At 65.1% G+C, this 19885-nt stretch carries 20 protein-coding genes and 2 tRNA genes; 12 read left to right on the plus strand and 10 right to left on the minus strand.

Annotated features, from left to right (window positions below; all coding sequences use genetic code 11):
- The first annotated feature begins 45 nt into the window (after nt 1-45).
- Nucleotides 46-918 (plus strand): carboxylate/amino acid/amine transporter, encoded by an 873-nt coding sequence (locus N7333_RS07010; protein WP_012017918.1) that lies wholly within the window; start codon nt 46-48, stop codon nt 916-918.
- Nucleotides 918-1811, plus strand: coding sequence for an EamA family transporter RarD (rarD, locus tag N7333_RS07015; RefSeq protein WP_096827126.1), 894 nt, complete (start codon nt 918-920; stop codon nt 1809-1811). The genes N7333_RS07010 and rarD overlap by 1 nt, the downstream gene beginning before the upstream one ends.
- On the opposite strand, the gene N7333_RS07020 is transcribed toward rarD, so the two are convergent.
- From N7333_RS07020 to N7333_RS07030, 3 genes are all read right to left on the minus strand, one after another.
- Nucleotides 1812-2390: a dihydrofolate reductase family protein gene (locus tag N7333_RS07020; protein WP_003241735.1), complete on the minus strand. Its 579-nt coding sequence runs from the start codon at nt 2388-2390 to the stop codon at nt 1812-1814. It abuts the gene before it with no gap.
- 94 nt (nt 2391-2484) lie between these two features.
- Nucleotides 2485-2892: an anti-virulence regulator CigR family protein gene (locus tag N7333_RS07025; protein WP_129483504.1), complete on the minus strand. Its 408-nt coding sequence runs from the start codon at nt 2890-2892 to the stop codon at nt 2485-2487.
- Nucleotides 2893-2948: 56 nt separating this feature from the next.
- Nucleotides 2949-4250 carry a mechanosensitive ion channel family protein gene (locus N7333_RS07030; RefSeq protein WP_096827123.1) on the minus strand — a complete coding sequence of 434 codons (1302 nt, stop codon included), beginning with the start codon at nt 4248-4250 and terminating at the stop codon, nt 2949-2951.
- 141 nt (nt 4251-4391) lie between these two features.
- On the opposite strand from N7333_RS07030, the gene N7333_RS07035 reads away from it, so the two are divergent.
- Nucleotides 4392-5738 carry a DEAD/DEAH box helicase gene (locus N7333_RS07035; RefSeq protein ID WP_177491242.1) on the plus strand — a complete coding sequence of 449 codons (1347 nt, stop codon included), beginning with the start codon at nt 4392-4394 and terminating at the stop codon, nt 5736-5738.
- A 153-nt stretch (nt 5739-5891) separates the two neighbouring features.
- Here N7333_RS07035 and N7333_RS07040 read toward each other — a convergent pair whose 3' ends face one another.
- Nucleotides 5892-7727 carry an ABC transporter ATP-binding protein gene (locus tag N7333_RS07040; protein WP_129483506.1) on the minus strand — a complete coding sequence of 612 codons (1836 nt, stop codon included), beginning with the start codon at nt 7725-7727 and terminating at the stop codon, nt 5892-5894.
- A 43-nt stretch (nt 7728-7770) separates the two neighbouring features.
- Nucleotides 7771-8835 carry a metal-dependent hydrolase gene (locus N7333_RS07045; RefSeq protein WP_003241744.1) on the minus strand — a complete coding sequence of 355 codons (1065 nt, stop codon included), beginning with the start codon at nt 8833-8835 and terminating at the stop codon, nt 7771-7773.
- 128 nt (nt 8836-8963) lie between these two features.
- Between N7333_RS07045 and arfB the strand changes: the two genes are divergently transcribed.
- Entirely contained in the window at nt 8964-9377 is a 414-nt protein-coding gene (gene arfB / locus N7333_RS07050) for an alternative ribosome rescue aminoacyl-tRNA hydrolase ArfB (RefSeq protein WP_129483507.1), read from the plus strand.
- Between the two features lie 91 nt (nt 9378-9468).
- Here arfB and N7333_RS07055 read toward each other — a convergent pair whose 3' ends face one another.
- Together N7333_RS07055 and gap are read right to left on the minus strand one after the other, a co-directional pair.
- Nucleotides 9469-9933, minus strand: coding sequence for a methylglyoxal synthase (locus N7333_RS07055; RefSeq protein ID WP_129483508.1), 465 nt, complete (start codon nt 9931-9933; stop codon nt 9469-9471).
- 14 nt (nt 9934-9947) lie between these two features.
- Nucleotides 9948-10949, minus strand: a complete 1002-nt coding sequence (gene gap / locus N7333_RS07060; protein ID WP_096827114.1) for a type I glyceraldehyde-3-phosphate dehydrogenase — start codon at nt 10947-10949, stop codon at nt 9948-9950.
- Nucleotides 10950-11077: 128 nt separating this feature from the next.
- On the opposite strand from gap, the gene edd reads away from it, so the two are divergent.
- The gene (edd, locus tag N7333_RS07065; RefSeq protein ID WP_129483509.1) at nt 11078-12901 is read left to right on the plus strand and encodes a phosphogluconate dehydratase; all 1824 of its coding nucleotides are present in this window, start codon (nt 11078-11080) and stop codon (nt 12899-12901) included.
- A gap of 90 nt (nt 12902-12991) precedes the next feature.
- On the opposite strand, the gene rdgC is transcribed toward edd, so the two are convergent.
- Nucleotides 12992-13912: a recombination-associated protein RdgC gene (gene rdgC, locus N7333_RS07070; protein ID WP_129483510.1), complete on the minus strand. Its 921-nt coding sequence runs from the start codon at nt 13910-13912 to the stop codon at nt 12992-12994.
- A 305-nt stretch (nt 13913-14217) separates the two neighbouring features.
- Between rdgC and N7333_RS07075 the strand changes: the two genes are divergently transcribed.
- From N7333_RS07075 to N7333_RS07090, 4 genes are all read left to right on the plus strand, one after another.
- Nucleotides 14218-14293, plus strand: a tRNA-Val gene (locus tag N7333_RS07075).
- A 15-nt stretch (nt 14294-14308) separates the two neighbouring features.
- Nucleotides 14309-14385 (plus strand) — tRNA-Asp (locus tag N7333_RS07080).
- A gap of 187 nt (nt 14386-14572) precedes the next feature.
- Nucleotides 14573-15283, plus strand: coding sequence for an FKBP-type peptidyl-prolyl cis-trans isomerase (locus N7333_RS07085; protein ID WP_012017926.1), 711 nt, complete (start codon nt 14573-14575; stop codon nt 15281-15283).
- 337 nt (nt 15284-15620) lie between these two features.
- Nucleotides 15621-16064, plus strand: coding sequence for a DUF1232 domain-containing protein (locus N7333_RS07090; protein WP_012017927.1), 444 nt, complete (start codon nt 15621-15623; stop codon nt 16062-16064).
- Here the strand turns inward: N7333_RS07090 and N7333_RS07095 are convergent.
- A complete protein-coding gene (locus N7333_RS07095) occupies nt 16015-16785 on the minus strand; it encodes a transporter substrate-binding domain-containing protein (RefSeq protein WP_129483511.1) in 771 nt (256 codons plus the stop codon). The genes N7333_RS07090 and N7333_RS07095 overlap by 50 nt on opposite strands.
- A 186-nt stretch (nt 16786-16971) precedes the next feature.
- Here N7333_RS07095 and N7333_RS07100 point away from each other — a divergent pair, with 186 nt between their 5' ends.
- Genes N7333_RS07100 through N7333_RS07110 form a run of 3 tightly spaced genes read left to right on the plus strand, consistent with a single transcriptional unit; the run spans nt 16972 to nt 18132 of the window.
- Nucleotides 16972-17292 (plus strand): helix-turn-helix transcriptional regulator, encoded by a 321-nt coding sequence (locus N7333_RS07100; RefSeq protein WP_129483512.1) that lies wholly within the window; start codon nt 16972-16974, stop codon nt 17290-17292.
- Nucleotides 17289-17654 carry a hypothetical protein gene (locus N7333_RS07105; RefSeq protein ID WP_003241767.1) on the plus strand — a complete coding sequence of 122 codons (366 nt, stop codon included), beginning with the start codon at nt 17289-17291 and terminating at the stop codon, nt 17652-17654. The genes N7333_RS07100 and N7333_RS07105 overlap by 4 nt, the downstream gene beginning before the upstream one ends.
- Entirely contained in the window at nt 17647-18132 is a 486-nt protein-coding gene (locus tag N7333_RS07110) for an SEL1-like repeat protein (RefSeq protein ID WP_129483513.1), read from the plus strand. The genes N7333_RS07105 and N7333_RS07110 overlap by 8 nt, the downstream gene beginning before the upstream one ends.
- On the opposite strand, the gene N7333_RS07115 is transcribed toward N7333_RS07110, so the two are convergent.
- Nucleotides 18121-19875 carry a bifunctional diguanylate cyclase/phosphodiesterase gene (locus N7333_RS07115; protein WP_012017930.1) on the minus strand — a complete coding sequence of 585 codons (1755 nt, stop codon included), beginning with the start codon at nt 19873-19875 and terminating at the stop codon, nt 18121-18123. The genes N7333_RS07110 and N7333_RS07115 overlap by 12 nt on opposite strands.
- Between the last annotated feature and the right edge of the window lie 10 nt (nt 19876-19885).

Genomic DNA, 19885 nt, shown 5'->3' on the forward strand with positions numbered 1-19885 from the left:
CTGGCTGGGCTATGGTGCCGGCCCGCGTTCGACCCGGAGTACCCGATGCGTTATCTGCTGATCGTCACCCTGCTGTGGGCCTTTTCCTTCAGCCTGATCGGCGAGTACCTGGCCGGCAGGGTGGACAGCTACTTCGCGGTGCTGACGCGCATCGTCATCGCCGGCCTGCTGTTCGTGCCGCTGACCCGTTGGCGTGGTCACGCGCCGGCCTTCGTGCGCGGCATGCTGGTCATCGGCGCCTTGCAGTTCGGCATCACCTACGTCTGCCTGTACCTGAGCTTCTCGGTGCTGAGCGTGCCGGAGGTATTGCTGTTCACCATCCTCACGCCGTTGCACGTGACCCTGATCGAGGATGCGCTGAACCGCCGTTTCAACCCCTGGGCGCTGGTGGCGGCCGCGGTGGCGGTGCTGGGGGCCGGAATCATTCGCTACGACGGCATCAGCAGCGGCTTTCTGCTCGGCTTCCTGTTGCTGCAGGTGGCCAACTTCACCTTCGCTGCCGGTCAGGTGCTGTACAAGCACCTGTTGCTGCGGCATCCCTCGGACGAGCCGCAGTATCGACGCTTCGGCTTCTTCTATCTCGGCGCGCTGCTGGTGGCGCTGCCTGCCTTCCTGCTACTGGGCAATGCCGAGCGCCTGCCGGTCACCCCGCTGCAGTGGGGTGTGCTCGGCTGGCTGGGCGTGGTGGCGTCCGGCCTGGGGCTGTACTGGTGGAACAAGGGCGCCAGCCTGGTGGATGGCGGCACGCTGGCGGTGATGAACAATGCGCTGGTGCCGGCCGGTCTGCTGGTCAACCTGCTGTTGTGGAACCATGATGCCGACCTGCTGCGCCTGGCGCTGGGCGGCGCGGTGATCGCCGCGTCGTTGCCATTGCTGAAGCTTGGCCAGGCGCGTCGCGTGCGCGGCGAGGTGTTCTGATGCTGTTGTCGGGCAGAGGGGTGGCGCTTTCGGTCGGCGCCTCGGTGCTGTTCGCGCTGTTACCGGGTTACGTGCAGCTGCTGGCCCCGCTGGACGGCATTCAGATCTTCGCCCAGCGCGTGCTCTGGTCGATCCCCCTGGTGCTGTTGCTGGTGTTGCTGACCCGACAGGGCGCGCTGCTGCGTGAGACCTTCGCCCGTTTGCGCCGCGAGCCGCTGCTGGTGGCGGCCTGGCCCGTGGCGGCCGTGCTGATCGGCGTGCAGTGGGGGCTGTTTCTCTGGGCGCCGCTGGCAGGGCGCATGCTGGAAGTGTCCATGGGCTACTTCCTGCTGCCCCTGGCCATGGTGCTGGCCGGCAGGCTGTTCTACAACGAACGCCTGCGCCCGCTGCAGCAGCTGGCGGTGGCTTGCGCCGTGGTCGGTGTGCTGCACGAGCTCTGGCGCACCCAGGCGTTTTCCTGGCTGACGCTGGTCACCGCGCTGGGCTATCCGCCGTATTTCATGTTGCGCCGCTGGATGCGCCTGGATGCCCTGTCCGGCTTCGTGCTGGAAATGCTCATGCTGGCGCCCCTGGCCATCTGGCTGATCCTCGCATACGGGCCGGCCGGCGCCTTCGAGGGCAGGACCGCGCTCTGGCTGCTGGTGCCCGGCATGGCGCTGATCGGCACCCTGGCGTTTGCCGCGATGATGGCCTCCAGCCGGCTGCTGCCAATGGGGCTGTTCGGCATCCTCAGCTATGTCGAGCCGGTGCTGCTGTTCGCCGTGGCCCTGCTGGTGCTGGGCGAGCGCTTCGATGCCGGGCAATGGCTGACTTACCTGCCGATCTGGCTGGCGGTGCTGCTGGTGGGCTGGGACAGTGCCCGGCTGCTGCGCAAGCAGCAGCTCGAGCGCTGATCAGGCGGCCGTGCTGCGCGGGGTGGGAATCTGGGTGAGCTGGCTGGCCTGTTTCTTCACCTGATAATGCAACTGCACCATGCCGCTGGTGAAGGGGCGCTGCTCGCTCAGCGTCAGGCTGCGCTCCATGCCGGTGGCCAGCAGGGGAATACCGGCACCGAGCAGATGCGGCACCAGATTGATCACCACCTCATCGATCAGCCCGGCGGTGTAGCAGCTGCCCGCCAGCAGGCTGCCGCCGACCAGCCAGATGCGCTGGAATCCGGCTTCTCTCAGTGCGCCAACGGCCTGCGCCGGGGTGCAATGGGTGAGCTGCACTTCATCGCCGGCGCGCGGCAGCTCCAGGCGGGTCAGTACCACGCAGGGCTTGCCGGGGTAGGGCCAGGGGCCGCCGCGTTTGAGCAGCGCTTCATAGGTGCCGCGGCCCATCAGCAGCGCGTCGATGCCCGCGTAGAAATACTGAAAGCTGTACTCCTCGTCCGGCTGACGCGGCGTATCGAACCAATCGAGGCGGCCGTCGGGGCGAGCGATGTAGCCATCGAGACTGGCTGTGACGTGATAGATCAGCGTGGGGGTCATGATGTCACCTCGGCAGGCCATCTGAGAATTGGAACGGTGCCGCAGGGACAAGTTCTGCGGGCGCCGTACCGTTTGTCGGCAGGCGCCCGCAGGCTCAGTCCAGCACGTTGCGCAGGATTTCGTAGACGATGCCGGTGGCGATGGCCACCAGCACCACGTCGCGGCCAATCTGTTTCCACTCGTAGCCCTCGTAGTAGGGCAGGCGTGCGCTCAGACGGCTGTCGAAATTCTTGGCGATGCCCGGTGGCAGTGGCTTGCCGCGGGCCAGGTTCTTGGCGATACCGGGCGGCAGGGAAGAGGTCGGGCCGATCAGTTGCCGGTTTTCGCCGAGGATGATGCGCACCCGGCCGACATCGACAGTGGGGCCGCGCAGATCGATCTGCACGCCGTCATGGCCGCCGCCCGGTTTGCCCTTGCCTGGCGGCGGGCTGGCCAGCAGTGGGGAGGCGGCCAGCAGCAGGCTGAGGCCGAGGCAAAGGGTGGTGCGGGATCGGGCTGGCATGGTCGGTACTCCTGCGATGGCGCCATGCTCATTGGAAACCCAACCGCCGTTCCGGTTCAATCCCGGGCCTGCTGCGCCGTTTGCGCTTGTGACGGAAGTCGCTGAACCAGAGCCTGCAGGCCCTGGCGCAGGTCGTTGCCGGCAGGCTGCTGATACAGCGCCAGGTCGAACTCCGGCAGCAGGGCCAGCAGGTAATCGAAGATATCGCTCTGGATGCGCTCGTACTCCAGCCAGTTGGTGGTGCCGGTGAAGCAGTAGATTTCCAGCGGGATACCTTCGGCTCCGGGTTGCAGCTGGCGCACCATGCAGGTCATGTCCTGGCGGATCTGCGGATGGTCCTTGAGGTACGCCTCGGCATAGGCGCGGAAGGTGCCGATGTTGGTCATGCGCCGGCGGTTGGCCGAGGGGCCGTTCTCGGCCTTGTGCTCGGCGTTCCACTGGCGCAGTTCGGCCTGCTTGCGCGCCAGGTAATCGGCGAGCAGGCGCACGTCGCTCAGGCGCTGCTCCTCGGCGTCATCGAGAAAGCGCACCAGGCCCGCGTCCAGATACAGGCTGCGCTTGATCCGTCGGCCACCGGCCTGGGTCATGCCGCGCCAGTTCTTGAACGACTCGGCCATCAGGCGCCAGGTGGGAATGGAGACGATGGTCTTGTCGAAGTTCTGCACCTTGACCGTGTGCAGGGTGATGTCCACCACATCGCCGTCGGCGCCGACCTGGGGCATCTCGATCCAGTCGCCGACGCGCAGGGAATCGTTGCTGGTCAGCTGCACGCCGGCGACGAACGACAGCAGGGTGTCCTTGTACACCAGCAGGATCACCGCCGACATCGCACCCAGGCCGGACAGCAGGAGCAAGGGCGAGCGGTCGATCAGGGTGGCGACGATGACGATGGCGGCGAACACGTACAGCAGCATCTTGGCCAGTTGCACGTAACCCTTGATCGAGCGGGTACGCGCATGCGGGGTGCCTGCATAGAGATCGAGCAGGGCGTTGAGCAGCGCATTGAGCGCCAGGGTCAGCGACAGCAGGGTGAAGGCCAGCGCCAGGTTGCGCAGGAAGTGCTCGGCCTGATCGTTCAGATCGGGTACCAGCACCAGGCCGAACTGCACCACCAGCGACGGCACCATCTGTGCCAGGCGATTGAACACCTTGTTGCGGCGCAGATGCTCGATCCAGAACAGGGCCGGCTGGCGTGCCAGCAGGCGGGTCGAATGGAGGATCAGAAAGCGCGCCAGGCGTCCGGCCACCAGCGCGATCAGCAGCAGCACCAGGAGCCCTACCGCTGCGCTGAGCCAGGGATACTGCTCGAAACGGCTGAGCAGTTCCTGTGGTTGGCTGAGCAGTTCGTCCATGTCCATGGGGTGATTTACCTTTCGAAGCATCTGAAAGGGCCAATTAGACCATCCGCACGGCACCGCTTCGCAACCTCGAGACGCCTCCCACCGCAAAGAAGCTCGGCCCGGACGCCGGAAACCGTTAGGCTATGCACCGTTTTGTCGATCTTTCGAGGTAGTGCCCCCGTGTTTGCCCAATTCGCCCTGCATGAACGCCTGCTCAAGGCCGTGGCCGAGCTTAACTTCGTCGAGCCCACCCCGGTGCAGGCGGCAGCGATTCCTCCTGCGCTGGAGGGCAAGGACCTGCGGGTGATCGCCCAGACCGGCAGCGGCAAGACGGCGGCCTTCGTTCTGCCCATGCTCAACCGCCTGCTCGGTGACGGCAACTCGCAGCAGCGTGTGAGCATTCGCGCGCTGATCCTGCTGCCGACCCGCGAGTTGGCCCAGCAGACGCTGAAGGAAGTCGAGCGCTTCGCCCAGTTCACCTTCCTCAAGGCCGGCCTGGTGACCGGTGGCGAGGACTTCAAGGTGCAAGCCGCGATGATGCGCAAGATCGACATCCTGATCGGCACGCCGGGGCGTCTGATCGAGCATGCCAATGCCGGCAACCTGCCGCTGGGCGATGTCGAGGTGCTGGTGTTCGACGAGGCCGACCGCATGCTCGACATGGGTTTCGCCGAGGACGCCCAGCGCCTGGCCGAAGCCTGCGGCCCGCATCAGACCCTGCTGTTCTCCGCCACCACCGGCGGCAATGGCCTGCGCGAGATGGTCGCCAAGGTGCTCAAGGAGCCGCAGCACCTGATGCTCAACAGCGTCAGCCAGCTCAACGAGGGCACCCGTCAGCAGATCATCACCGCCGACCACAACCATCACAAGGAACAACTGGTCGACTGGCTGCTGGCCAACGAGACCTATGACAAGGCCATCGTCTTCACCAACACCCGGGTGCAGGCCGACCGTCTCTACGGCAAGCTGGTGGCGGCCGGGGTCAAGGCCTTCGTGCTGCACGGCGAGAAGGACCAGAAAGACCGCAAACTGGCCATCGAGCGCCTGCGCCAGGGCGCGGTCAAGGTGCTGGTGGCCACCGACGTGGCGGCGCGCGGACTGGATGTCGACGGCCTGGATCTGGTGATCAACTTCGACATGCCGCGTTCGGGCGACGAGTACGTGCACCGCATCGGTCGCACCGGCCGCGCCGGTGGCGAAGGTCTGGCCATCTCGCTGATCTGTCACACCGACTGGAACCTGATGTCGAGCATCGAGCGCTACCTCAAGCAGCGTTTCGAGCGCCGTACCATCAAGGAGCTCAAGGGCAGCTACCAGGGGCCGAAGAACCTCAAGGCTTCGGGCAAGGCCGCTGGCAGCAAGAAGAAAAAGACCGACAAGAAGGACCCGAAGAAGGCCGCTGCGCCCAAGCGCAAGACCGGACCGCGCCCGGCCGGCAAGCCGTCGGCACTGGTCAGCGAGGACGGCAGCGCGCCGCTCAAGCGCAAGAAGCCGGCAGCGGAGTGATGTTCGGCTGACCAATGCTGTAGCCCGGAACCGTAGGGTGCGCCGTGCGCACCAGACCCCTTGGCCGCTTCCGGTACTCGGATTACGCCTGCGGCTAATCCGGGGCTACGGCTGATCTTCTCGGTGCGCACGGCGCACCCTATTGCGTGGGTTTCATTCCACCCCGACGAAACCGCCGGTCTGGTGCTGCCATAGGCGCGCATACAGACCGCCGCGTTCGACCAGTTCGGCGTGGCTGCCGGTCTCGACGATGCGCCCCTGATCGATCACCACCAGCCGATCCATGCGTGCGATGGTGGACAGGCGGTGGGCGATGGCGATCACCGTCTTGCCCTCCATCAGGCTGTCCAGGCTTTCCTGGATGGCCGCCTCGACTTCCGAATCCAGCGCCGAGGTGGCTTCGTCCAGCACCAGGATCGGCGCGTCCTTGAGCAGCACGCGGGCGATGGCGATGCGCTGACGCTGACCGCCGGACAGCTTGACCCCACGCTCGCCGACCTGGGCATCCATGCCGCGACCACCCTGGCTGTCGTCCAGGGTCGGGATGAAGTTGTCGGCACGGGCCTTGCGCACGGCCTCCCAGAGCTGCTCCTCGCTGGCGTCCGGCTTGCCGTAGCGCAGGTTGTCACGGATCGAGCGGTGCAGCAGCGAGGTGTCCTGGGTCACCATGCCGATATTGGCGCGCAGGCTTTCCTGGGTCACCTCGGCGATGTCCTGACCGTCGATCAGGATGCGCCCGCTCTCCAGGTCGTACAGACGCAGCAGCAGATTGACCAGGGTCGACTTGCCGGCGCCGGAGGGACCGACCAGGCCGATCTTCTCGCCGGGGCGAATGTCCAGGCTGAGGCCGGCGATCACGCCGCCGCGCTTGCCGTAGTGGAAGTGGATGTCCTCGAAACGCACGCCGCCCTCGCGCACCTGGATTGGCCGGGCATCGGCGCGGTCGAGCACCTGGCGCGGCTGGACGATGGTCTGCATGCCGTCCTGCACGGTGCCGACGTTCTCGAAGATGCCGTTGACCACCCACATGATCCACTCGGCCATGTTGTTGATGCGGATCACCAGCCCCAGGGACAGGGCGATGGCGCCCGTGGTGATCAGCGACTGGCTCCACAGCCACATCGCCAGGGCGCCGGTGCCGACGATCAGCACGCCGTTCAGGCAGGTGATGAGAAAGTCCAGGGCGGTGATGGTGCGCGACTGCAGGCGGAACTTGTCGAGCAGCTCCTGCATGGCTTCGCGGGCGTAGCCCTCTTCTTCCTGGGAGTGGGCGAACAGCTTGAGCGTGGCGATGTTGCTGTAGCCGTCCACCACCCGGCCCATGACCTTGGAGCGCGCCGAGGAGGCGGCTGCCGAGCGCGCCTTGATGCGCGGCACGAAGTGCCAGAGAGCGGCGCTGTAGCCGACGATCCACAGGGCCAGCGGTATCACCAGGCGCAGATCGGCGGCCGCGAACAGGTACAGCGCGCTGCCGGCGTAGACCACCACGTGCCACAGCGCGTCGATCACCTGCATGGCCGAGTCGCGCAGCGACGGGCCGGTCTGCATCACGCGCTGGGCGACGCGACCGGCGAAGTCGTTCTGGAAGAAGCTCAGGCTCTGCTTGAGCACGTAGCGGTGGTTCTGCCAGCGGATCAGGTTGGTCAGGCCAGGGTTGACCGCCTGATGGGTGAGCAGGTTGTGCAGGCCGAACACCAGGGGGCGGATGACCAGCGCCACCAACACCATCCACAGCAACTCGCTCTGGTGCTCGGCGAAAAAGCTGCCGGCATCCGTACTGGCCTGGGCCATGTCGATCAACTGCCCGAGGAAGCTGAACAGCGCCACTTCGATCACCGCGGCGACGAAGCCGACGATCAGCACGGCGAGCATCAGCGGCCAGACCTGTCTCAGGTAATGACCGTAGAAGCGCAGCATGCCCTCGGGTGGCGCGACATCCGGGCTGGGTTTGAAAACGTCGATCAACGACTCGAAACGGCGAAACAGCATTGCAGGCGTCCTGCCTCGGTGAGTGGACGCCGATAGTAACCTCTCAGTGCGAGCGAGTCTCAGTCAGTAGCGGTTTTTCCAGCTCTGCGGCCCAGGCCAGCAGGGGAATATCCAGGTCCGGTTGCCAGATGCGCTTGAGCAGCAGGGCCAGGTGAGCCGGCTCGCCGCGCTCGAAGGGCAGGCGATCGACATGCTCGTGTACCTGCCACTGGCCATCCTGCAGACGGGCGAAGTCGAAGCGGAACGGGTGGAAGCCGGTCATGCCCAGGCGCAGGTCGGTGACGATCAGGCGGTCGCCTATCTGGTCGTAGCGCAACACGCCGTTGCTGAACCAGGCCAGGCGCTGGTGCTTGGGCGAGTCGAGCAACTGTTCGCGCAACTCGATCCCGCGCGGCAGGCGCTGCAGCTGCGGCGGCGCGGCATCCAGCCAGCCGACCAGGGCTTCGTGGTAGTGCTCGCCGTCCAGCACGATGACGCGCCACAACAGGGTATTGAGCGGCGTCGGGGTCACGAACAGCTGCTCGGCCTGGATGCCCTGACGCGCCAGTTCGGCTTCCACGCGTTGCTCGGCCATGAACTTGCCGGCCATGCTGAAGCCGATGTAGAGCGTCGACACCGCCAGGGCAACGCTGGGGATGCGCCAGCTGTTCTCGCGCAGCCCGGTGAACAGGCTGATCACCACGGCGGCAATCAGCGGCAGGGTGTACAGCGGGTCGATGATGAACAGGCTGGACCAGGCCGTGGGTGTCGGCATCAGCGGCCAGAACAGCTGGGTGCCGTAACTGGTGAAGGCATCCAGCAGCGGGTGGGTGATCAGCACCAGCCAGAGCGTCAGGAGCAGGCGTCGGTCCGAATAGCCGGGGTGAGGGCGGTAACGCCTGATCAGCCAGGTCAGCAGCAGCGCCAGGCCGCTGAGCACGAACAGCGAGTGGCTGAAGCCGCGGTGATAGGTCATGTTGCCCACGGCATCGCCGTAATCGATGACCACGTCCAGATCGGGCAGGGTGGCGAGGGCGGCACCGTACAGCAATGCCTTGCGCCCCTGCCAGCGACCGAGCAGGGCGCCCTGGATGCTGGCGCCGAGCACGGCCTGGGTTATCGAATCCATCGGTTGCTCTCGCGTGAATGCAGGCCGCTACGTTAGCCGAGCCTGCGCAGCGGCGCTGCGGGGAAATTTCAAGCAAAGATTACAGCGCCAGCGGTTATCCTGCCCGTTCGACAACGCGGACCTGAACCATGCTGATCATCTCCAATGCCGTGCATCTGCCGCTCGAGGAAATCGAGCTGAGCGCCATTCGCGCCCAGGGCGCCGGCGGGCAGAACGTCAACAAGGTGTGCAGCGCCGTGCACCTGCGCTTCGACAGCCAGGCCTCTTCGCTGCCGCCGTTCTACAAGGAGCGCCTGCTGGCGCTACGCGACAGTCGCATCACCGCGGATGGCGTGGTGATCATCAAGGCGCAGCAGTATCGCACCCAGGAACAGAATCGCGCGGACGCCCTCGAGCGTTTGGCCGAGCTGATCCGCAGTGCCGGCAAGGTGGAAAAGAAACGCCGCCCGACCAAGCCGACCCTGGGCTCGAAGAAGCGCCGCCTGGACGGCAAGAGCAAGCGCGGGGCGATCAAGGCGGGGCGGGGCAAGGTGGATTTCTAGCGGCCCCCCAGCCGTCAGATGCTTCACGTAGGGTGCGCCGTGCGCACCTGCATCTCGCGGGGGCGCACAGCCTAGGCGGCCCCGCGACACCCTACCCGCGGGCCGCCAGATAGGCCTGGTAGTCCGGAATGCGATACTCGTGCTGCTGCTCCAGCAGGCTGCTGCTAAGCAGGTAGTCGGCGCTGCTTTCGTTGCACGCCACCGGGATGTTCCACACCGCGGCGACCCGCAGCAGCGCCTTGATGTCCGGGTCGTGCGGCTGCGGTTCGAAGGGGTCCCAGAAGAACACCAGGATGTCCACGCGGCGTTCGGCGATGCGTGCGCCGAGCTGCTGGTCGCCGCCCAGCGGGCCGCTGATCATGCTTTCCACCGGCAGCTGCAGGCGTCTGCTCAGTAGCAGGCCGGTGGTGCCGGTGGCCAGCAGCTCGTGACGCGCCAGCTTGTCGCGCTGGCGCTCGCACCAGTCGAGCAGAAAACCCTTGCAGTGGTCGTGGGCCACCAGGGCGATGCGCTTGCGCGCCGGCAGGCTGGCGCTGGTGAAGGCGATACGGCTCATCAAGGCTCCTCGTTTCAGCCCAGGCGGGCCAGGGTCAGGCAGTTGTCCAGCATGCGGTTGGAGAAGCCCCATTCATTGTCGTACCAGGCCATCACCTTGAGCAGCTTGCCGCTCACCTTGGTGTGGTTGGCATCGAAGATCGACGACAGCGGGTTGTGGTTGAAGTCGCAGGACACCAGCGGCAGCGCGTTGTAACCGAGCACCGGCGACTTCTCGCTGGCGGCCTTGAGCAGGGCGTTGACCTCTTCGGCGCTGGTCTCGTGCTTGAGCTGCAGGGTCAGGTCGACCAGCGACACGTTGATCACCGGCACCCTCACCGCCATGCCGGTGAGCTTGCCGGCCAGTTCCGGCAGCACCAGGCCGACCGCTTCGGCGGCGCCGGTTTTGGTCGGGATCATCGACTGGGTGGCCGAGCGCGCGCGGTAGGGGTCGCTGTGGTAGACGTCGGAGAGGTTCTGGTCGTTGGTGTAGGCGTGGATGGTGGTCATCAGGCCCTGTTCGATGCCCAGCTCGCGGTGCAGCACCTGGGCCACCGGAGCCAGGCAGTTGGTGGTGCAGGAGGCGTTGGAGACGATCTGCATGGCCGGCGTCAGCACCGCTTCGTTGACCCCATAAACCACGGTTGCGTCGGCACCTTTGGCCGGCGCCGAGATCAACACCTTACGGGCACCGGCAGCGAGGTGGGCTGCGGCCTTGTCGCGGTCGGTGAACAGCCCGGTGCATTCGAACACCACATCGACCTGATGCGCTCTCCAGGGCAGCTCGGCGGGGTTGCGAATGGCGCTGACGGCGATGTGATCGCCGTTGACCCACAGGCTCTCGCCATCGGCCACCACCTCGCCGGGAAAGGCGCCGTGTACGCTGTCATGACGCAGCAGGTGGGCATTCATGGCGCTGTCGCCCAGGTCGTTGATCGCCACCACCTGCAGATGCTGGCGATAATCCTGGGTGTAGAGTGCACGCAGCACGTTGCGGCCGATACGGCCGAAACCATTGATGGCGATTCGCAAAGTCATGGTGAGCTTCTCGTAATTTGTTGTTGGAATTACAAGATTATGCTCATGATGCTAGAAATCAAGCCTTTTTGATGGCAGTATTTTGTTAAAAATACAAACAGATGCTAGTAGCTAGCCTGGAGAAGACCATGCATCCCCGCGTTGTTGAAGTCACCGACCGTCTGATCGAGCGCAGCCGCGCCACCCGCCAGCGCTATCTGGCCATGATCCGCGCGGCCGCCAGTGAAGGGCCGCAGCGCGGCAAGCTGCAATGCGCCAACTTCGCCCACGGCGTGGCCGGCTGCACCGGCCATGACAAGCAGACGCTGCGTCTGATGGACGCGGCCAACGTGGCCATCGTTTCTGCTTATAACGACATGTTGTCGGCCCACCAGCCCTACGAGCACTTTCCCGAACAGATCAAGCAGGCCCTGCGCGATATGGGCTCGGTGGGCCAATTCGCCGGCGGCGTGCCGGCGATGTGCGACGGCGTCACTCAGGGCGAGCCGGGCATGGAACTGGGCATCGCCAGCCGCGAGGTGATCGCCATGGCCAGCGCCGTGGCCCTGTCGCACAACATGTTCGACGCCGCGCTGTACCTGGGCGTGTGCGACAAGATCGTGCCGGGGCTGGTGATGGGTGCGTTGCGCTTCGGTCATCTGCCGTCGCTGTTCGTGCCGGCCGGGCCCATGACCTCGGGTCTGTCCAACAAGGAAAAGGCCGACGTGCGTCAGCGCTACGCCGAGGGCAAGGCCAGCCGCGACGAGCTGCTGGCCGCGGAGATGGCCGCCTATCACGGGCCGGGCACCTGCACCTTTTATGGCACCGCCAATACCAACCAACTGTTGATGGAGGTGATGGGCCTGCACCTGCCGGGCGCTTCCTTCATCAATCCGGGCACGCCGCTGCGCGAGGCGCTGACCCGCGAGGCGGCGCAGCAGGTCACCCGCCTGACCAAGCAGAGCGGAAACTTCATGCCCATCGGCGAGATCGTCGACGAGCGCTGCCTGGTCAACTCCATCGTCGCCCTGCACGCCACCGGCGGCTCCACCAACCACACCCTGCACATGCCGGCCATTGCCCGCGCCGCCGGCATCCTGCTGACCTGGCAGGACATGGCCGATCTGTCCGAGGTGGTGCCGACCCTGGCCCACGTCTATCCCAACGGCAAGGCCGACATCAATCACTTCCAGGCCGCCGGTGGCATGGCCTTCCTCATTCGCGAGCTGCTCGAGGCCGGGCTGCTGCATGAAGAGGTCAATACCGTGGCCGGCCGCGGCCTGTCGCGCTACACCCGCGAGCCCTTCCTCGAGGGCGGCAAGCTGGTCTGGCGCGACGGCCCCACCGCGAGCCTGGAGGAGAGCGTGCTGCGCCCGGTGGCGCGGCCGTTCTCGGCCGAAGGCGGTTTGCGCCTGATGCAGGGCAACCTGGGGCGCGGGGTGATGAAGGTGTCCGCGGTGGCGCCGGAACATCAGGTGGTGGAAGCGCCTGCGCTGGTGTTCGAGGATCAGCTGGAGTTGGTCGAGGCGTTCAAGGCCGGCAAGCTGGAGCGCGATTTCGTCGCCGTGGTGCGTTTCCAGGGGCCGCGCAGCAACGGCATGCCCGAGCTGCACAAGATGACCCCTTATCTGGGCGTGCTGCAGGATCGCGGCTTCAAGGTGGCACTGGTCACCGACGGGCGCATGTCCGGCGCCTCGGGCAAGATCCCGGCGGCTATCCATGTCTGCCCCGAGGCCTTCGACGGCGGCCCGCTGGCGCGGGTGCGCGACGGCGATCTGCTACGCGTCGATGGGCAGAGCGGCGAGTTGCTGCTGCTTGGCGACGAGGTCGAGTTCGCCTCGCGCGAGCTGGCGCCGACGCCGCCACCGGCCAGCGGTTGTGGTCGCGAGCTGTTCGCCTTCATGCGCCACAACTTCAGCACGGCGGAGCAGGGCGCCAGTGCCTTTACCGAGAGTCTCGAGTCGCTGGTCTGAGGCTTGGCAATCCGGGAATGCCTTGCGCAGTGATCCCGGATGGCATCCGGGCTACCGTCCTGTATCGGTGCGTAGCCCGGGCAAGGGTGATCAGATGCCTTGCGGAATCTCTTCGCCACCCAGTGCGGTGAACAGCTCCGGCAGGAACTCCACCAGGGTCATCATCATCAGGATGAAGCTGGCGTCCTGCTGGGCCAGGGCGTCGTCGCCGCCGTCCTGTTCCGCCTGCTCCTGCAGCACGTCTTCGAAGCGCAGACGCTTGATGGCCAGCTTCTCGTCGAGCACGAAGGACAGCTTGTCCTGCCAGGCCAGCGACAGCTGGGTGACCTGCTTGCCGGTGGACAGGTGCAGCTGGATTTCCTCGCTGGTCAGGTCCTGGCGCTTGCAGCGCACCACGCCGCCGTCCTCATGGGTATCGCGCAGCTCGCACTCGTCGAGCACGTAGAAGCCTTCGGCGGCCTTCTGCGTTTTCAGCCAGTCGGTGAGGGTGGCGGTCGGCGCGATCTTCACCGACAGCGGACGTACCGGCAGCGAGCCGATGGCTTCACGCAGGGTGGAAAGCAGGTCCTCGGCCTTCTTGGCGCTGGCACTGTCGACCAGGATCAGGCCCTGTTTCGGCGCGATGGCGGCGAAGGTGCCGGATTTGCGAATGAAGGCGCGCGGCAGGAAGGCCTGGACGATCTCGTCTTTGATCTGATCGCGCTCCTTCTTGTACACCTTGCGCATCTGCGTGTTTTCGATCTCGTCGACCTTTTCCTTCAGCGCGTCGCGCACCACCGAGCCGGGCAGGATGCGCTCTTCCTTGCGCGTGCCGATCAGCAGGAAGTCGCCACTGACGTGTACCAGGGGCGCGTCGCCGCCTTTGCCGAAGGGGGCGGTGAATCCGTAAGTGGTCAGCTCCTGGCTGGCGCAGGGGCGCGCCGGCTTGCTGGCCAGTGCGGTCTCCAGCGCGTCGGCGTCGAAAGGGATGTCCTGAGTGAGGCGGTAGACCAGCAGGTTACGAAACCACATGAGCGGGTGAATCTCCATTGGTGTTGAGGTCGCAGGCAGCGCCATCCGTGGGACCTTCGCGAACGGGAAGGTGGCCGCGCAGCGACGGATGAAGGTGGCGGACGACCCATCGGATGGTGGGCGGTCCGTCGGCACAGAGCGCGCATTATTCTCCGCTGGCGTGCTCAGGCCAACCCTGACAGCAGACCGTTGAGGAAATTCGCTGGTCTCACCTAAGTTCTTGCTGGGGCGATAAATTTTTTTGCCAAGAGGGCTTGCCAAGGTCCGGAACGCTCTCTAGAATGCGCCCCACTTCGAGAGCGAATGGGTGGTTAGCTCAGCCGGGAGAGCATCTGCCTTACAAGCAGAGGGTCGGCGGTTCGATCCCGTCACCACCCACCAATCTCGCAGTTACGCGCAGCGGTAGTTCAGTCGGTTAGAATACCGGCCTGTCACGCCGGGGGTCGCGGGTTCGAGTCCCGTCCGCTGCGCCATTCTTCTCCTCGCTTCATCCCCTCCTGTGACATCTCTTCGGTTTCCACCGAAATCTCAGAAAAAATCCTTTGTTTGCTTGAACTTATGCGCATTGCTCGGCTCCTATGCCGTAGCCAGTGATCGTGGCAGGCTGCTAAGCTCGCGCTTTCACACGACGGCCTTCGGGCGCATCTACAAGGAACAAGCATGAAACAGCATCGTTTGGCGGCGGCAGTTGCCCTGGTAGGCCTGGTGCTCGCCGGTTGCGATTCGCAAACCAGCGAAGTCGAACTCAAGAGCCCGGCGCAGAAGGCTTCCTACGGTATCGGTCTGAACATGGGGCGCAGCCTGTCCGAAGAGGGCATGGACGATCTGGACTCCAAGGCCGTCGCTCAGGGTATCGAGGACGCGCTGGCGAAGAAGGAGCCGCGCATCAAGGACGAAGACATGATCGAGGCCTTCTCCTTCCTGCAGAACCGTGCCGAAGAGCGCATGGCTGCCCTGAACAAGGAAGCGGCCGAGGCTGGCAAGAAGTTCCTTGAAGAGAACGGCAAGCGCGAAGGCGTGGTTACCACCGAATCCGGTCTGCAGTACGAAGTGGTGAAGAAGACCGACGGTGCGCAACCCAAGGAAACCGACGTGGTGACCGTTCACTACGAAGGCAAGCTGACCGATGGCAGCGTGTTCGACAGCTCCGTCGCACGCGGCAGTCCCATCGATCTGCCGGTTGGCGGCGTGATCCCGGGTTGGGTCGAAGGCCTGCAGTTGATGCACGTGGGCGAGAAGTACAAGCTGTACATCCCCAGTGAGCTGGCCTACGGCGAACAGAGCCCATCTCCGGCCATCCCCGCCAACTCGGTGCTGGTGTTCGATCTTGAGCTGATCGGCATCAAGGATCAGGCAGACGCGCAGCAGTAACACTTGCACGCGTCATCGCAACGCCCCGTCTTGACGGGGCGTTGTCGTTTCTGGCTCGAAAAAGGCGGTGTGTCGCAAGTCGAGTGTTACGCTTATGCACATTGCGGAAACGGTTCCTGACGGATTTTCGCTACACCGCGCGGTGATGCCATGTCAATTCTCAAGTTATTGATTTGAATGGCTTTTATCCTTTGTATAAAAAATGCCCGATCTGAGCGAAGTCCTCATGGCACGGGCCTTTGGTAAGCTTGTCGAAAGTCTTTGCACAGATTTATCCACAGCTTCGGTGGATAAGCCAGGCAAGGCCAGGCGTTGTCTGGCTTGCCGAGGAGGTCCGATGAAAGCTCCATGGAAACTGATGCGTTACCTGCCTCTGGCGGCTCGCTTCCTGCGGGACGGGCGCTTGCCGGAGCTGGTCCGTGCCCTGGGTGACAAGCGTTCCCCGGAGGGGCAGCGGTTCGCCGCGTTCAAGGACGACTTGCGTGTGCTGCGCGCCCTTTGCCTGGCCTGGTTCAAGGGCGAGTACCGGCAGATCAGCAGTCAGGCGCTGCTGATGGTGGTGGCGGCGTTGCTGTATTTCATTGCCCCGCTGGACGCCATTCCGGATTGGTTGGTGGGTGTCGGCTTCGTCGACGATCTGGCCGTGCTGGCCTGGGTGATGCGCACCTGGCAGGGGGAGCTGGAGGCGTTCAAGGTCTGGCGCGCGAAGCAGGCTCCGGAGCGTCTGGCGCTCATCGAGCATCTGCCGCCTGCTGACCAGGCTGATCCGCAGCATTCCTGAGGGCTTCATCCAGCCATTGGCTGATCAGCCCGCGATCACGCAGCTCCAGCAGCACGGCGTCCAGTCGCTGCGCGGCTATCGGCAGGTGCGGGCCGTACGCGCAGTGAATCTGATAACGCTCCACCACCCAGGGGCTGAAGCGCAGCTGTAGCTGCGGATATTGGTTGAGCTTGTAGGCCAGATTGCGGCGCATGTCGATCACCGCGTCCAGGCGTTGCTTGTCGAGCATATGCAGGCTGGTGTCGAGGTCGCGTACGTCCTGGCGTTTGATCGCGCCATTGGCGAAGGCGGCCATCAGCGGCTGGCTGTAGACGTAACCCAGGCTGGTACCCAGGACCCTGCCGTGCAGGCTGGCGAGATCGCTCAGCGGTGGCCGATCACGATGCTGCAGCAACACGTCTTCCTCCTCGTACAACGGAGGCGACCAGTGATAGCGCTGCGACTCGCTCATCCATTGCGGCGTGGTGTTGCAGATCAGGTGCAGCCGGCCCTCCTGCAGGTAGGACTCCAGGCGATTGTTCGGCGTTTCGATGAACTGCACGGGAAGATCGAAGCGTTTGCTCAGCTCCTCGCCCAGGCGTGGTGCCAGCCCGCGCTGCGGCTGCACGCGTCCCGGTTCCACATAGGGCAGGGTGTCGGCCGGGCCGTAGCCCCAGATCAGGGTCTGCGCCGTACAAGGCGCGGCCAATAGTCCACCCAAAAGCGCGTACAGTATTCGCAAGATGGACTCCCCGTTGGCAGATGTTTCGACGCAGCTACCGCTATGGTGCGGTTTGTTCAGCCTCGAGAATAGAGCGTGATGCCTTGGCAGTACAGATCACGCCTCTGGCGCCAGACGCCTGTTAAGATGGCGGCTCGCAAGGAAGGCGCCGAGGTTCGTCGGTGCTGCTTTCCCACGGAGAAATTCATGACTGTGCAAATCATTTCCCGCGATGGCGAACCGGAATATGCCGTGTTGCCCTGGGGCGAATATCAGGCATTGATGCAGGCGGCCGGGCGCCAGGAGCATGCCGAGCCCGCTGCCGCGCAGCCGGTCAATGCGCTGAAGCCTTCGCTCGAGCAACTGCAAGCGCTGCGTGAGGCCAAGGGCTTGAGTCCGGAGGCTCTGGCCCGCAGCGTGGGCATCAGTCCGCATTACCTGGCCATGATCGAGCGTGGCGAGCGTCGACCCGACGCGGCCATCCTGCGTTCGCTGGCCTGGACCCTGGGGCTGGAGGGCTGGTCTTGAGCGTGCGCATCAGTCGCCAGCATTGGCAGGCCCTGCTCGATGAACTCGATGATGCTCGCCGTCAGCGTCATCTGCTGACATACCGTGCACTGATCGAGCGCCTGGAGTTGCCGAGCCCGGCCATGCAGACCCTCACTGCGGCGCTGGAACACCTGGCTGCGCTGGATGCCCGTGCCGAACGACCGCTGCGCAGTGCGCTGGTGATCAGCCAGGGCGCCAGCCGCCTGCCGCGAACCGGCTTCTTCGAGTGCGTCACCCGTCTGGGGCGTTTCAGCGGTGCTTCCGATGGCGTCGCCGCTGCCTCCTGGCACGCATCCGAGGTGGTGCGGGTGTTCGAGTTCGATTACCCCGCCGATGTCTAGGCTGCTGTGGGGCCTGCGCGCGCGGCTTGGCTACTGGCTGGCCCGGCGCCTGTTTCATTGGCCCGTGGCGCTGCGGCAGCCGCGCCTGTGGCAATGGATGCAGGGGCAGTACGGGCGCATGGCCAACCTAGGCGACACTGCCGCACAAAGTTTCTACGGCCATATCCTGCTGTTTCGCGGCCAGGGCCTCGGTGCACGCGAGGAGGGGCTGAGGCTGCTGCGCCTGGCCGCCAATGGCGGGGATGGCAAGGCCGCCTATCAGCTGGGCGTGCAGGCGCTGCAGGGCGATACCCGGCAGCCTCCGGATGCCGCGCAAGCGCTGCGTTGGTGGGAGATGGCGCTGGCTGCCGGACATCCCCTGGCGGCCAGCCGTCTGAGCCAGCTCTATCGCCAGGGCGGCCCTGGGGTGGAGGTCGATCTGCAAGCCGCCGAGCGCTACGCCGCCATGGCAGAAGGGGCTGGTCGCTCAGCCCGCTGAGCCCGGAATGATGTGCAGGCTGTAGCCGGGCACCGACTTGGCCTGACGCTTGGCGTCCGACGCCAGCTCGGCCAGGCGTGCGGCGTCCAGTTGCGCGCAGTCTTCGCCCTGCAGATGCACTACGCCGATCGACAGCGACAGCAACGCATACTCCTGGCGCTGGCCCTGGCGGTTGTGGGCGATAAAGCAGCCGGCTTGCAGATGCTCTTCCCGGTAGAAGCGCCGGCACTGGCTCTGGAAGTCCTCGATCAGACGCCCGAGCTTTTCTCGCCAGTCGGCCGAGCCAAGCACCAGCATGAAGTCATCCCCGCCGATATGGCCGACGAAATCGCGTGCCGGATCGACCCTCTCGTTCAGGCACTGGGCCAGGCACAACAGCACCTCGTCGCCCTTGGCATAGCCGTACAGGTCGTTGAAGGGTTTGAAACTGTCGATGTCGACGTAGCACACCGCGGCCTGGCGGCCCTGCTGTAGCAGGCGCGCCAGGCACTGCTGGATGGGCACGTTGCCGGGCAGCAGGGTGAGCGGATTGGCATGGCGTGCCTGCTGCAGCTTCTGCTCGGTGATCAGCTTGAGCACGTCGATCACCCGACCCAGGCCCAGATAGCGACCGCTCTGGATGATGATGAAGTCCTCCTCGATGCGCTGGCGCGCGCGGCTGGTCAGCAGCCGGCTGACCTTCTGCAGCGACTGGGTGAGCTCCACGGCGAGAAAGTCCTGGCTCATCAGCCGGCTGATCGGCTTGCGCGCGAACAGGTCGGTGGCGAAGGGCTTGAGCAGCGCCTCCGAGAGCGAGTGGCGGTGGACGATGCCGACCGGCTGGCGCTGTTCATCCAGTACCGCCAGGGAATTGAGATTGGCTTGAGCGCGAAACACCTCCAGCACCTCGGCGATGGCGGTGTGCTGGTCGACGGCCGGCTGCTCGCTGAGCAGGGCGCTCAGGTCGTGGCTGTCTTCGGCGAGACCGCTCTGGCCGCTCTGCAACCGTGGCAGCAACTGCCGGGCGTCACGTGGCGGCTTTTCCTGCGGGCGGCTGAGCAGGTAGCCCTGCACCAGATCCACGCCCATTTCGGCCAGTACCGTCAGTTCCTCGCCCAGCTCGATGCCTTCGGCTATGACCTGGGCGCGCGAAGCGGCTGCCATCTTCAGGATGGAGCCGACGAACTCGCGTTTGACCGCGTCCTGATGGATGCCATCGATGAAATGCCGGTCGATCTTCACGTAGTCCGGGCGCAGTTCCGACCACAGGCGCAGGCTGGAGTAACCGGCGCCAAGGTCGTCCAGGGCGATGGAAAAGCCCATGGCGCGATAGTGGTGCAGGGCGGTATCGAGCAGGGCGAAGTCTTCGGTGGGCGACTGCTCGGTGAGTTCGATCACCACCTGGCTTGGCGGAATGCCGAAGGCCTGCAGCAGTTTCAGGGTTTGCCCCGGCTGGTGGCTGGGGTCGAGCAGCGATTCGGGCGAGACGTTGAGAAACAGCTTGCCGTCCAGGCCCTGGGCGCTGAAGGCCTTGCAGGCGCTCTTGCGGCAGGCCATTTCCAGTTCGCTCAGGCGGCCGGCATGGCGGGCGACGGCGAACAGCGTCAGCGGCGAATGCAGCGGGCTGTTGGAGGGGCCGCGGGTAAGCGCCTCATAGCCCAGGATGCGCTGTTCGGAAAGCGAGACGATGGGCTGGAACAGGCTGCTGATGTCGCCGTGAGCGAGGATGTTCCCCAATGCGCTCAACTGCTCGGTGACGGTCATGGGTGCTCTC

The organism is Pseudomonas sp. GD04158 (assembly GCF_029834875.1).
Lineage (GTDB): Bacteria > Pseudomonadota > Gammaproteobacteria > Pseudomonadales > Pseudomonadaceae > Aquipseudomonas > Aquipseudomonas hydrolytica.